The sequence below is a fragment of the Flavobacterium ajazii genome (genome assembly GCF_010614725.1).
Taxonomy (GTDB): domain Bacteria; phylum Bacteroidota; class Bacteroidia; order Flavobacteriales; family Flavobacteriaceae; genus Flavobacterium; species Flavobacterium ajazii.
Window position 1 is genome coordinate 150,279 of record NZ_JAAEHL010000011.1, and the last position, 14,924, is coordinate 165,202.

General features: G+C 37.0%; 6 protein-coding genes. 2 read left to right on the top strand and 4 right to left on the bottom strand.

Annotated features, from left to right (window positions below; genetic code table 11):
* Positions 1–10 precede the first annotated feature (10 nt).
* The 4 genes from GWR14_RS18835 to GWR14_RS18850 form a co-directional block, all read right to left on the bottom strand.
* On the bottom strand, positions 11–1,216 hold the full coding sequence (locus GWR14_RS18835) for an efflux RND transporter periplasmic adaptor subunit (RefSeq protein ID WP_163410688.1): 1,206 nt from the start codon (positions 1,214–1,216) through the stop codon (positions 11–13).
* An 11-nt stretch (positions 1,217–1,227) separates the two neighbouring features.
* On the bottom strand, positions 1,228–5,544 hold the full coding sequence (locus GWR14_RS18840; RefSeq protein ID WP_163410689.1) for a CusA/CzcA family heavy metal efflux RND transporter: 4,317 nt from the start codon (positions 5,542–5,544) through the stop codon (positions 1,228–1,230).
* Between the two features lie 94 nt (positions 5,545–5,638).
* The gene (locus tag GWR14_RS18845; protein ID WP_246236350.1) at positions 5,639–5,965 is read right to left on the bottom strand and encodes a DUF6660 family protein; all 327 of its coding nucleotides are present in this window, start codon (positions 5,963–5,965) and stop codon (positions 5,639–5,641) included.
* 111 nt (positions 5,966–6,076) lie between these two features.
* Positions 6,077–10,357 carry a hybrid sensor histidine kinase/response regulator transcription factor gene (locus GWR14_RS18850; protein WP_163410690.1) on the bottom strand — a complete coding sequence of 1,427 codons (4,281 nt, stop codon included), beginning with the start codon at positions 10,355–10,357 and terminating at the stop codon, positions 6,077–6,079.
* A gap of 535 nt (positions 10,358–10,892) precedes the next feature.
* Between GWR14_RS18850 and GWR14_RS18855 the strand changes: the two genes are divergently transcribed.
* Positions 10,893–13,508, top strand: a complete 2,616-nt coding sequence (locus GWR14_RS18855) for a glycoside hydrolase family 3 C-terminal domain-containing protein (protein ID WP_163410691.1) — start codon at positions 10,893–10,895, stop codon at positions 13,506–13,508.
* A gap of 541 nt (positions 13,509–14,049) precedes the next feature.
* The gene (locus tag GWR14_RS18860; RefSeq protein WP_163410692.1) at positions 14,050–14,865 is read left to right on the top strand and encodes a hypothetical protein; all 816 of its coding nucleotides are present in this window, start codon (positions 14,050–14,052) and stop codon (positions 14,863–14,865) included.
* The last annotated feature ends 59 nt before the right edge of the window (positions 14,866–14,924 follow it).

Here is a 14,924-nt window from a genome sequence, read left to right on the forward strand (position 1 = left end):
TTTCAATTTTTTAATGTTCGTGTTCACCACCGCCTTTTGATTGCGCTAACAGATAAAAAGCACCTTTAATTACAATTTTGGAATCTGAAGGAATTTCTTCGGTTGGTTTCACTTCGGTATAGCCTAAATCGGTTGTTCCAACTGCAACTTCAATAGCTTTAAAATGAATTTCTTTGTGATTTTCTCCTTCTTTATGTGTTTCTTCTTTTTTTGCAACTTCTTCGTGACCAGATTCTTCAATGTAAATAAAGTACTTTTCTCCGTTTTTTACAATAGCCTCTTTTGGCAATGCAGGAACTGTCTGGTTCAAAATATTGATATTCGCCGCAACATACATTCCAGGAATTAAATCTTTAGTATTGCCCGGATTAATTTTAGCATGAACAGCAACGGTTTTGCTTTCGTTGGAAAACGATTTATTGATACCGAATATTTTGCCTTTAATGGCTTTATTCGATTGATTCGTCAATATAAAATCAACTTCCTGACCGATGGAGATTTTGCCTAAATCCTTTTCGAATACATTCAGGTCGAGATGCATCTGACTGTTATCAACTACTTCAAACAAAGTTACACCAGTTTCTGCAAATGCCCCTTTGGTAATACTGATTTTCCCCACATAACCGCTTATTGGAGCGATAATCGGAACCAAAGAAGTACTGCCTTTTGGATTAACATTCAATGCCTGTAATTTGTTTTTGGCAGCCTGGGCTTTTGCTTTTTCAGAAGCCAGTTTTGATTTTACTTCCTGAAATGTTTTTCGTGGATTGACATTTTCTTCACTCAGCGTTTTTTGGCGTTTGAATTCCTGTTCCAGATATTCAATATTTGCTACGGCTGACTGATATTCTTCCTGCATTTCAGAAACTTCTAAATTTTGGATAGTTGCCAAAGTTTTGCCCTTAGAAACATAAGTTCCTTCCAATACAAAAATATCTTTTATAACACCGCCGATCAGTGTCGAAACATCAGCTCTGTTTTGTGGCGGTACGGCAGTGTAGCCATTGGCTTTGATGATGGTATTGAGGTTTTTCATTTCAATACTTCCGGTTTCAATTCCGATAGTTTCAGCCTGTTTTTGGGTTAAAGATACTTCAGTCTCAGATTGCTCTTCAGTGTGCTCTTCTTCTGTTTTCTTTTCTCCGCAGGAAACGGATAAGAAAAAGGTGCTTAAAAGCAGAAGCAGAGATATTTTATTAACGATTATATTTTTCATTTTATATTAAATTAATTGTTAGGAATGGATGGAAACCGCAGCTGAATAGCGCTTTGATTGTATAAATGAACCGCTTCGGCATTTTGTTTTTTGATGTCAATGGCCTGATTCAAAAAACTGATGTACGACCAATAACTCATATCACCATTAGCATAACTTTTTTGCGCCGTATTGATAATCTGATCTGCATATTCTAAACCTTCGTTTTGATAATACAGCAGTGCTTTTTGCTGTTTGTCAAATTCATTCTGTAATTCTTCTTTTTTTAGTTTTAGGGCTAATTTATTTCGGTCCAGTTCCATTTGAGACTGTGAAACACTGATTTCTGAGGCTTTGGTTCTGGCTGTATTTACCCTGCCAAAAAGAGGAATCTGTAAACCTGCCGTAAATCCCTGAAAAAGTGATTCAGTGTCAATCGTTTGGGCAAAATAGCCAACTCCTAATTTGGGCATTTTCTGTGCTTTAAAGACATCTGTTTCTTTTTGGCTGACCAAAATCTGCTGTGAATAATAATCGTTTACCAAACCTTCTGCTTTAGATGAATTCACATCAATTGTATTTTTGTATTGCAAAGGAGAAGTTACATCAGGAATGACTATGTTATCGCTTTGTACAAAATACTGCAGCTGTTTTTGATAAATTGCCAGATCGTATTCAATCTGTGCTTTGATGGTTTCGATTTCTTTCACTTTTGCTTTTGCACTGATGACTTCAATATTACCACTTTCGCCTGTCTTGAAACGCAGTTCTGCATTCTTAAGGAATTTAGTATAAATCGTATTCAGTTCGTTGTTCAGCTTTTGGAGTTCAATTCCGTATAGATATTGATAAAAGGATAAAGTCACCGCTTTTTCAATCTCATACTCAGATATTGCTTTGCGTTTTTCAGCCAGTTTTGCTAATTCTTCCTGCAATTGCCTATTGGCTTTCGTTATTTTTCCAATAGGGAAATATTGCTGAACCGAAACATTATGGTCGTAATCAGCACTATTGAACTGTCCGCCCTGATACTGAATCTGTAAAGGATCGGGCTGAAAAGCCGTTTTCTTCAAAGCGTTTTGTTTTTCGATTTCTTTATCAGCTATTTTAAGTGTCGCATTATTTTTTTTTGCTAAATCAAGAGCCTGTTCTAAGCTTACGGTTTGGGTATTTTGAGCAAAAGAAAAGGTACTTATCAGTAAAACGATTATTGTAATTATTGGAGTTTTCATTCTGTTTTTTCTTTTAATTCCGTTCTCGAATAATAAATAAAGTATCGGTAATACAATCAGTGTAAGCAATGTTGCCGAAAGTAATCCGCCAATAACTACGGTTGCCAAAGGTTTTTGAACTTCCGCACCACCGCTTGTTGAAAGTGCCATTGGCATAAATCCTAAAGATGCCACAGCGGCCGTCATTAATACGGGGCGTAATCTCGTTTTGGTTCCGATTAAAACTCTTTGAAGCGGATCAGTAATTCCTTCTGTTTTGAGCTGATTGAAATAGGAGATCAATACGATTCCGTTTAAAACAGCGATGCCGAATAAAGCAATAAAACCAATTCCTGCCGAAATACTGAAAGGCATGCCACGTAACCAAAGCGAAAAAACGCCTCCAATCGCAGAAAGAGGAATGGCAGTAAAAATCAGTAATGACTGTTTGATACTTTTGAATGTAAAATAAAGCAATACCATAATCAATCCTAAAGCGATAGGAAGTGCCACCGAAAGCCTTTTGTTAGCTTCGATCAGGTTTTCAAATTGTCCGCCATAGGTAATATAATAACCCGCAGGAAGCTTAAAGTTGGTTTTGAGTTTCTCCTGAATTTCTTCGACTACGCTTTTGATATCACGCCCACGGACATTTAAACCAACGGTAATTCTCCTTTTTCCGTCTTCACGGCTAACCTGAACCGGTCCTTGTTCATAACTGATTGTGGCTACCTGTGAAAGCGGAATCTGTTGTCCATTAGGTAACGGGATAAACAAATTGCTTACATCTGAGATATCCGCCCGATTGTCTTTATTTAACCGGACTACAATGTCAAAACGTTTGTTTTGCTCATAAATTTTTCCGGCACTTTCCCCGGCAAATGAGGAACGGATAATTTGATTGATATCGTTAATATTCAGTCCATACAAGGCAATTTTATGGTAATCGTATTTCACCGTGATTTGAGGCAATCCTGTTACTTTATCGGCTTTCAAATCACCGATACCGTCAATGGAACTGATTTTTCCGATAAGTTCTTTGGCTTTATTGTCTAAAACCTCCAAATCATCACCAAAAATCTTGATGGCGATATCGCTTCGGCTTCCTGTCATCAGTTCGTTAAAACGCATTTGGATAGGCTGGGAAATTTCGATATTGGCTCCGGGAATAGCTTCCATTTCTTCTTTCATCATATTTGCTAAATCTTCCCAATTATCGGCTGAAGTCCATTCTTTTTTATCTTTTAGAACAATAATCAAATCAGCACTTTCAATTGGCATTGGGTCGGTCGGAATTTCACCGCTTCCGATTTTTGCTACAATAGTTTTGATTTCAGGAAATTTAGCTTTCAAAATCTTCTCGTATTTAGTAGTCGTTTCTACCATCTGACTCAAAGAGCTTCCTGTCATAATTGTGGTATTGATGGCTAAATCGCCTTCTTCAATGGTAGGTATAAATTCACCTCCCATATTTTGGAAAGTAAAGAAGGCTAATGCAAATAATCCTACTGAAACCAGAAGAACCGTTTTTTTCATATCTAGTGCTTTGTTCAATAACGGTGTATATTTACTTTCAAACCATACCATCATTCTGTCACTGAAATTAGGTTTATGCTCTGTTTTTTTAGATAAGAATAAGGAAGTCATCATAGGTACATACGTCAGCGATAGTACGAAAGCCCCAATAATTGCAAATCCAACGGTCATTGCCATGGGTTTGAACATTTTTCCTTCGGTTCCTACCAATGCTAATATTGGCAGATACACAATCAGAATAATGATTTCGCCAAAGGCAGCACTGTTTCTGATTTTGGAAGCAGATAAATAGACTTCAATGTCCATTTCTTCCTGAGTCAGTGCTGCCTTTCTTTTGATGTTTGCCAGATGATGCATTGTGGCTTCTACAATGATTACGACACCGTCGACTATAATTCCGAAATCAATTGCTCCCAGACTCATTAGATTTCCGCTTATGCCAAAATAATTCATCAGTATCACCGCAAAAAGCATCGATAACGGTATCACAGAAGCAACGATCAAGCCTGCACGAAGGTTTCCGAGGAATAGTATTAAAACGAATATGACTATCAATGCTCCTTCTACAAGATTTTTTGTCACAGTTCCAATGGCATTATCGACCAGTTTTCCTCTGTCAATAAAAGGTTCTGCAACAACGCCTTCAGGAAGTGTTTTATTGATTTGTACCATTCTTTCTTTTACTCTTTCGACAACGGCGCTTGAGTTTTCACCTTTAAGCATTAAAGCCAGTCCGCTTACTATTTCGCCTTTGCCGTCTTTGGTTGAGGCTCCGTAGCGCAATGCAATGCCTTCACGAACAGATGCGACATCACGAACGAGAACAGGTGCACCGTTTCGGTTTTTGATGACTACATTTTGTAAATCAGTTATTCCCGAAGCCATACCGACTCCTCTAATGAAATAAGCATATTCGTCTTTTTCGATATAAGCCCCTCCGGTATTTTGATTGTTTTTTTCTAAAGCTTCAAAAATCTCTGTAATTGTAACTCCCAGACTATTGAGTGTGTTAGGATCAACGGCGATTTCGTATTGTTTTAGTTTTCCGCCCCAGCTGCTTACTTCGGCAATGCCTTCGACTCCCTGTAGTTGCGGAATAATGATCCAATCCTGAATAGTCCTCAGTTTTATGGCGTCGTATTTGCTTTCATAGCCCTTTTTGGCATACACATCATATTGGAAAATTTCACCAAGACCGGTCGTGATTGGTGCTAATTCAGGAGAACCTGCATATTTCGGAATGTTTTCTTCTGCCTGCTTTAATCGTTGAAAAATCTGCTCTCTTGCCCAATAAATATCGGCTTCATCTTTGAATACAACCGTTACGACAGAAAGTCCAAAGCGTGAAATACTTCGCAATTCAATTACTTTGGGAATGGTTTTTACAGCTTGTTCAAGTGGATAAGTTATTAATTGCTCGACTTCCTGACTGGCAAGAGTAGGAGCGGTGGTAATAATCTGTACCTGATTATTGGTCACATCAGGTAAAGCATCAAGCGGTAATTGCTTAATGGAATAAGTGCCCCAGGCCAAAAGCACAAGGGTAAATAGCAGTATAACGAACTTATTCTTTATACTGAATTGTATAATCTTGTCTAACATTGAAAATATATAATGAATTAGAAATAGGCAAACAGAATATTTGCCGTTGTTCGTGCCAAAGCACAATTTTCTAACCCGAATTACTCGGGCATCATTATACTAATTGAGGCGGCTGCCAGATACTTCCGCAGAAATTGGAAGAAAAAATAGATTTGTAATCAGGTAACTGTTTTTTAATGTCTTTAGAAACAACAGGGAAATTAATCATCAAAGGCTGTGAGTAACTTGCCATTTGTGAACCACAGCAGCTGCAAATACAAAACGGTGAACACAAATCATTTTCTTTATTGTGTGAATGATTATCGTGTTTTGATGCGAATTCAGCCTTATTATGCGCAATACTATTCACTTCCATGTCTGCGCATGGCATACATGAAAGTATCAGGATTATGATTGATAATATGGTGTTTGTAAGTTTCACGACTGTAAAAATAGGATTTTTATCTTTAGCAGTGTACTTAAAATGAATATTTGTAAATAGTTAATGGAGTCGAAGCCCTTCTTACACTATCAGTCTTAAATATTTGAATTTTTAACGAAACTGTCTTCGATACTCAGCCGGTGTCTGATTGAATTTTGCCCTGAAGCACTTTCCGAAATATTTAAGGTCATTAAAACCAACTTCAAAGCAAATTTCCTTGATTAGTAAGTCTTCGTTTTTGATCAGTTCGGCAGCTTCACTGAGTCTCATATCGCGAATAAAAACAACTGGAGAAACGCCGGTAATATGTTTCAGTTTATTAAAGAAACTCGCACGCGACATGCACATTAACCTTCCTAATTCATCAACAGAAAAATCTGTTTTAGACATATTTTCCTTTACGAGTTTAATCACCTGAACCATGAATTTATTATCCTTATTAGAAATTTGCAATGGTTCCTCTTCCGCAATTTCAGTGATATTACCAGTAGAATATAAACGCTGCAGGCGAAGACGCTGCTGCAGGACATTTTTTACCCTTGCCTTTAAAAAACTCACATTAAAAGGCTTGGTAATATAGTCATCAGCACCGTATTCCATTCCTTCCAGTTTGCTTTCTATCGATGATTTTGCACTCAGCAGAATAACCGGAACATGACTGACAGCAAAATTATTGCGGATTAATTTAAGCATTTCTATACCGTCTGTTTCCGGCATCATAATATCGCTGATAATAAAATCGGGAGATAATTCTGCTGCTTTCAAATAGCCTTCAGTACCATTTTCTGCTACATAAATTGTATATTCCTTTTCTAAAACCGAAACGATAAACCCTCTCAATTCCGGGTCATCTTCTACAATAAGACCAACAGGCATTTCTCGTACCTCTTCTTCAAAAAGTACCGAATCAGATTCGGTTTCAATTTTCACATCTTCCTGTACATATTCATCTGTTTCCTCCAGCAAAATATCCACATCTTCAGTAAAATGTTTATATCCTTTTAAAAAATCAATCTGAAAGCAGCTTCCTTTACCCGGTGTACTTTCAACAAATATATCTGCTCCATGCTTATCTGTGAGATCTTTCACAATAGAAAGACCAATTCCTGTACTTGGGTTATGTGGGTTTTCATTATAATTTGAAAACCGCACAAACAATCGTTTTTGAAGCAACGGGTTAATTCCGGGACCGTTATCAGCCACTTTTAGGGAAACCTGTTTTTCAGTTTCTTCTACAATAACCTCAATTGTATCTCCTTTATTACAATATTTAAAGGCGTTGGAAAGCAGGTTGATTAAAATTTTATCCAGGCTGTCCGGATCTGCCCATATATTTGAATTTGAGATACTAACATTTACCTTTAGTAATATATCGTGCTGAATACTCATTTCGGTAAAGTTTTCACACATTTTAGTAGCAAAGTCTCCCAAATTCACTTCACTCACAACCAGTTTTCTGTCCTGAATTCTTCTCAAATCTAAAATCTGACTCACGAGATTAAGCAGCTTATTACTGTTTTTTTCAATAATACGAAGCTGTCCTTTTACCGAATCTTTTATATTATCATCTGAAAGCATCAGTTCCAAAGGTGCTGTAATCATGGTAAGAGGAGTACGGATTTCATGCGAAATATCGGTAAAGAATTTCAGTTTTAATTCGCCCATTTGTTTCTGCAATTCCACATCATTACGCAATTTTAAAATGGTTAAAATAGCACGGCGAATTAATACAAACAGTCCAATAGCCAGTAACAGATAACAGAAATAAGCAAAATTTGTTCCCCAGATAGAAGGCCTAATCGTAATTTTTATCTGCCTTTCGTTATCTACCCATAAATTGTGCCCATTGGTAGAAGACACCAATAGCGTATATTCTCCCCTGCCTAAATTGGTATAATTAATCGACTGTCCTCCTTTGATATAATTCCATTGTTTATCGATTCCTTCCAGTTTATAACGATATACAATGCCTTCACTTTTAAGATAATCCAGAGCAGAAATTTGGATCCTGAAAAAATTCTGATCATGCTTCAGCGTAACTTCTTCAAGCAGATCAGGGTTCTTTGGAGTATCCGGATTTATTTCATGTAGTTCTTTATTATTAACCCAAAATCCGGATATTGCCAGATAAGGCTTAAAATAGAATGGTTTAATAGCTTCAGGTTTGAAATAAATCGCTCCATTTGAGTACCCTACAACAATTTCACCATTTGCAAGACGGCATTTTGTTGCTTCCGAAAATATTTCTGTCCCAATAAGCGATTTTAGTTCAGGAAAAGTTTCGGCAGTATTTCTTTTAGGATCAAACCGCACAACCTGATTATCACTCATTAGCCAAATTTTACCGGCTTTATCCTCCTGCATAGATACAACCCCTTCAACCGGAAACACGATAGTCTCATTCCATACGGACTTTACCTTCAACTGATCTTTTTTATCTACTGCAGTTAATATCAAACCTTTTCCGTTCGTTGCCAGCGCTATCTGATTATCATGAGTTATCAGTACATCCAAAATATCATTCCCTGAAACCTGTGGATATTCTTTAAAAAGCAATTTCCCCGCATTTACATTTCCTCCGGGAAAAGAAAACAATTTATAAGAGGAAATAAAAAACAATTTATGGTCTTTACTTTCGACTATCGAACGAACTTTATCAGCCGTTTTTATCGGATAGCTTTTTAGCTCGTTGTTGTAATTAATAAAACGAATATCATTGCCCGATTCACTGATGAGGTTGATTCCGCCACCCCATGTCGCTACATAAATCTGACCGGTTGATGCCTGAAAAATTTTAAAAATATTATCTGAATTTATACTGTAGCGATTCTTTTCATCATATTTATAATGGATCACTTTATATCTAAAAGACTGTGCAGCAGGCAGGAGACAAAACAAACCGTTCCCCCGTGTTCCTACCCATATCCTTCCTTTGGTATCCTGCATCATACTGTAAACATCTGCCCCCCAGCCCGGACCGGAAGGAGACAATGTTCCATCTGCTCCCAATACACCGACTCTCTTTTTTTGAGAGTTGAAAAGGGTAATTTTTTCAGTTCGGCTGGCGACCCAGATATTTCCCTTATTATCTGTCATCAAACTTCTGACATTGTGTTTGTGCCCATTATTTGATGAATTCAGATTTAATGTCGAAAAATTAGAATTACTAAAAGTGATGAGGTCCAATCCCTGTTTATAAGAGCAAAACCACAAGTTTCCTAACCGGTCAAACATGGCAGTATGCATCACATCTGATACAGTCTCTCTGGATTCCTTAATACAACGAATTATAGAACATAATTTATTTTGCTTTTCATCCCAGTAAGCAAACGGCTCATTATTAGACTGGATCCAGACTGTTCCGTCAGGCGAGTTAAGCAGGAAGCTTTTTCTTTCGATTCCAACAGTAGCAGGATCCCCCGAATCTACTTTCATGTATTTTGCTGTTCTGGTTGTCAAATCGAATTGGTAAACACCCGAATCATAGACCTCAAACCAAAAATAACGCGAGCGTGTCGATCCCAGATAATTGATTTTCTTACCTGGAAAACCTGCTAGTGTTTTGCTATTGTAAACATCCAGTTTTCCGGTTTTTGTATCATAAAAATAAAAGTCATTTCCACGCGAAACCAACAATATTTTGGTACCCGCGACAAGTTCTGCCTGAACAATATCTTCTTGTACATTTAGATTAAAATCAAAAAAGGTACTTGTCTTTTTAGAATAACGTGTAAGTTTTCCACGGGCGCCACCAAACCATATATCCTCTTTGGTTTCCATAAAAGAAATATACGAATACGATTTTCCAGGCTGCCCTGTCATATTCACAAAGAAATATTCAGGTTCTGCATTTCCCTTTTTTAACCTGCAGATACCATTATCTGTCAAAATCCAGGTTATCCCTAAAGTATCTTCAAAAACATCGTGAACTTTACCCGAATGTTTTGCAGGATCAAAAACAATTTTTCGAACTTTTTTATTAGTTTCAAAAACAATCAGATGCTTTTTATTCTGAGGAAAAAGCCATACTCTTCCAGAAGGCATAACTTTGAACTTTTCAAAATCATTCTCCTCTGCTGATTTTCCTTCAAGCGGATAATGAAAACTTAAATTTTCTCTGTCGAAATAATAAACATTGTTTTGCTCAGACTGAATCCAGATACGTCCATTGTTATCAAACTTAAATTTAGATACCCTATTCGAAATTAAATTTAAAGAATCCCCCTGTTCTACCCTGAATTTCTGAAAGGTACTCCCGTCATAACGAATCAGTCCATTAAAAGTACCCAGCCAGATAAATCCTTTTTTATCCTGCTGAATATCCAGAATACGGGACTGACTCAACTTTACATCGTGTGAAAAATGAGTCAGGATACCAGATGGCTGAGCCATACATAAAGCACTTAAATAAAAAAAGACTACAATTAGGTTTCGTTTCAGCATTTAAATTTTTATTAGCGTAAGCAAAACACAAAAATATCAAAATTCTCTTCTGAACCTAAAATACACCCTGTCAGTAGCTAAATACCACCCTCTAAATAGTTATTTGTACCTACTTCATCTTTTTAGTAAAAATTAAAAAAATCGATACAAGCTTTATAACATCCTTCAAATAGCAATTTATCCCAAGCTGAAAAATAGAAACATCTAATTTTGCTATAGATAAAGTAATTGGTAATTCAAATTTATTGAAAGAGATTATTAAACACATAGAAACATAGATTTTGTAAACTAAAAAAAGACGTTTCACTAAATTAAATACACATAGCTGTGTGAAGAAACAAATTTCTTTTTTTATAACCTTTTTTAAACTAAAACTCTATGTTTCTATGTGTCAAATCAATTTTAATAAATAACATTAAACAGATTTCATATTGAATCGGTTACTTTTATTAACTATCAACCAAAATATTTTTAAAAGACCTCTATGAGAAAAGTATATCGTCTCATGTTTGTGCTGAACTTTCTGGCACTAAACACTTATGCGCAGGAAAAGTTTCCATTTAACAATCCTAATTTAACAACTGAGCAGCGTGTTAACGATCTTGTATCGAGAATGACTATAGATGAAAAAATCAGCCAGTTGATGGATTCTTCTCCGGCTATCACACGCCTTGGTGTACCCGAATACAACTGGTGGAACGAATCGCTGCATGGTGTTGCCCGTGCAGGATATGCAACTGTTTTTCCACAATCTATTTCAATCGCATCTTCCTGGGACCGACAGTTAATTTTTGATGTTGCCAGTGCCATTTCTGATGAAGCCCGTGCCAAACATCACGAATACTTAAGACGCGGCCAGCATGGCATGTATCAGGGATTGACATTTTGGTCTCCGAACATCAATATTTTCCGTGATCCGCGATGGGGACGCGGACATGAAACTTATGGTGAAGACCCGTTTCTTACCGGCCAGTTAGGACTTAATTTCGTAAATGGTCTTCAGGGTACTAATGAAAAATACCTGAAAGTTATAGCTACCGCCAAGCATTTCGCAGTTCACTCAGGACCTGAACCATCACGTCACGAGTTCAATGCAGAAACCAGCGATATCGATCTTTATGAGACTTATCTTCCTGCCTTTCGTACTTTGGTAAAAGATGGTCATGTATATTCGGTAATGGGCGCTTATAACCGTTTTAGAGGCGAGTCTGCAAGTGCCAGTCCGTTTCTATTCAATATTCTTAGAAATGTATGGGGATTTAATGGCTATATCGTATCAGACTGCGGTGCTGTTACCGATATCTGGAAACACCACAAGATTACCAGTGATGCTGCTACTGCATCTGCTCTGGCTGTAAAAGAAGGTCTGGATCTGGAATGCGGAAGCAGTTATAAATCATTAAAAGAAGCTCTTGACCGTAAATTACTTACAGAGGCAGATATTGACATTACATTAAAACGTTTGTTTACCGCCCGTTTCAAATTAGGAATGTTCGATCCGGAGGAAATTGTACCTTATGCCCAGATTCCATATTCGGCAAACAACAACTCCGCTCACGACTATCTGGCACGTATCGCTTCTCAAAAAAGTATTGTGCTTTTGAAAAACCAAAACAATACACTGCCACTTTCGAAAGAGACAAAAACAATTGCCGTAATAGGTCCTAATGCAAATGATGTACAGTCGTTATGGGGAAATTACAGCGGTATTCCAAGCAATCCGGTTTCTGTATTAAAAGGAATCCAGAACAAACTGGAACCTAATTCCAAGGTTTTATACGCAAAAGGAACTGATCTTGCGAAAGGAGTTCCTGCTATGAAAGTCATTCCGTCTATTTATTTTCAGAATGAAAACGGCACACAAGGCTTAACCGCTGAATATTTTGATAATTCTAAATGGGAAGGGAAACCACTTTTTACCCGCACAGACGATAATATTGATTTCCACTGGAATATCGACACACCGGATTCCCGCATGAAAATGGGTAATTACAGTGTTAGATGGACCGGTTATCTTGTAGCTCCAAAATCCGGAACTTACAATATCACCGAATGGTCAAAACCTTTTATGACTGTTGAAATTGAAGGTGGAAAAAATACCGGAGGAAAAAACAATCACCACCCGCGCATTCGTCCACAGAAAATTCAGTTAGAAGCCGGAAAGAAATATAAAATCGAGGTTAAATACCAAAACTTCTATGGTGATGCCATCGCACAGCTTTTATGGGCTGAACCAGAAGAAAACATTTTACAGGAAGCTATTAAGACAGCAAATCAGGCAGACGCTGTAGTTTTGGTTTTGGGATTAAACGAACGTCTTGAAGGAGAAGAAATGAAGGTAGAAGCAGATGGCTTTGAAGGTGGAGACCGCACAAGCCTTAACTTACCGGCTAATCAGGAAGAATTGATGAAAGCGATGATTGCAACCGGCAAACCAGTCGTTCTGGTTTTAATAAACGGAAGCGCACTTTCAATCAATTGGGCCAACGACAATGTGCCTGCAATTTTAACAGCAGGATATCCGGGACAGCAAGGGGGTAATGCAATTGCTGATGTGCTTTTTGGAGATTACAATCCTGCCGGCCGACTTCCGGTGACTTATTATAAATCGGTTGATCAGCTTCCGTCTTTCGAAAATTATAATATGAAAGGCCGTACGTATCGCTATTTTGATAAAAAACCGTTGTACCCTTTTGGATTTGGTTTAAGTTATACCAAATTCAAATACAGCAATTTAAAATTCCCGGCGAATCCATCTTCTGAAAAAGATTTTGAAGTTTCTGTTGATGTAACGAATATCGGTGAACGTGACGGAGATGAGGTAGTTGAATTGTATTTAAAAGATGAAAAAGCATCAACTCCCCGTCCTATAATTCAGCTGGAAGGTTTCGAACGCGTCAGTCTGAAAAAAGGAGAATCAAAAACGGTTCGTTTCACCATTACTCCAAGACAATTGTCTCTAATAGATAAAAAAGGCCAGCGTGTAATTGAAACTGGATGGTTTACCATTTCAGCAGGTGGAAAACAGCCTGACGGTTCTGACGACACCCAAAACGGACGATTCAAAATTAATGGTAAAGGAGTTTTACCAGAAAGATAGTTTATAGTTTAAGTTTATTTTAGTTTAATGCGCAAACCCTTTACTCTTTCGTAAAGGGTTTGTTTTTTTATATCACTAACCCATTGGATATCACTAAAGTTTAAGTATCACCCTAGTTCATTTGGTTTTGTTCAGGATAAACTTAGTCGAAAGCTTATGAAACTGGAATGGATTCGACTCCGCCTGTCTGATAATAGAAATGTAAAGTAGCTTTTTGATGTAGGATTGATTGAATATGTTTTTATTGCTATTTATTTTTTTAAAGTATGTAAAAAATATCTTAAATAATTGATTAATCATTAGTAAAGACAGGCTAAAATAGCGATTTAACCCTCTTCGAAAAGCAATATTTACACCCAATTCAGATTCCCTCTTTATAGTTTTGCCCCATAACCTATAAGTTTTTAACTAATTCTTAACTAACCATTAAAACCAAGCTTATGAAACAAATTAGCATTTTTAATCTATTAGATACGGTCGTGCCGAAAGTCACCTGTGCCGGCCAAAAGGGAAGCAGTTTTCATTTTTAAATTATACGAATATGAAAAAAATGAAAAGCCTGATACCCGGAGCATTATTGCTTCTTTTTATGATGGGATCCTGTTCAAGTGACGAAATGAAGTATGAGCCTTCGGTTGTAAGAGATTATGCGCTTCAGCTGAATGGAAATCCCTGGAATATAAATGTAGGTATTTCAACAAGACCTATTTTTATTTATAAAGACAACGGCGATTATTTCGGTAATTACAGTTCACTTTATCGTTTTGCTCTTGAGAAAGGAAGCTACAAGTTTATTGCATCTGATATTCCTGCAGAAATGGTGCTTTTACCAGTTAACCTAAATGATTTTGTTGTTCCTCAGTCAGTCAATGCTGATCAAAAAGTAAACTTATCGGCTGCGGTTCCTTATGCAACACCATTTGAGGAAAAACTTAATCTAAACATTCTTACCAGAACAGGGACTTTGCGTCTGAAATCAAAAGACATTGTAGCCGATCCAAGTTATGCTGTTATAAAAACAACCGTTTCTGTAAAACGTAATGGATACAAAGTCTCTGACGAAACTTATGTACAAGGAGATATGTCGGTTTCCAGATCTAAGAAAACGACCACAGGAGGAATTAACTACTTAGATGATTTTATTGTATTTCAGACTGATGAGGCGGCGAATAATGTTACTATTCGTATAGAGTTTATGACTGCCGATCTGGTTGTGGTAAAAACAAAAGAAATTGAAGGCTCTTTTCCAATTCTAGGAAATGGAGTTACTAATATCGATTTTAACCTGAATGATCCGGATACGCCAATCATTAAAGATTATGTAGTAACCATTAATGGAGTTGTTCAGACCAAATAAATAAAATCCAATTGAACAGATTTGAAAACAAATCTAAATCAAAATAAAATATAGTAGTT

Coding starts and splice junctions, on each gene's coding strand:
- GWR14_RS18850 (WP_163410690.1), bottom strand. CDS start 10,357: ATGGCTCAGCCATCTGGTATCCTGACTCATTTTTCACACGATGTAAAG.
- GWR14_RS18835 (WP_163410688.1), bottom strand. CDS start 1,216: ATGAAAAATATAATCGTTAATAAAATATCTCTGCTTCTGCTTTTAAGC.
- GWR14_RS18855 (WP_163410691.1), top strand. CDS start 10,893: ATGAGAAAAGTATATCGTCTCATGTTTGTGCTGAACTTTCTGGCACTA.
- GWR14_RS18860 (WP_163410692.1), top strand. CDS start 14,050: ATGAAAAAAATGAAAAGCCTGATACCCGGAGCATTATTGCTTCTTTTT.
- GWR14_RS18840 (WP_163410689.1), bottom strand. CDS start 5,544: ATGTTAGACAAGATTATACAATTCAGTATAAAGAATAAGTTCGTTATA.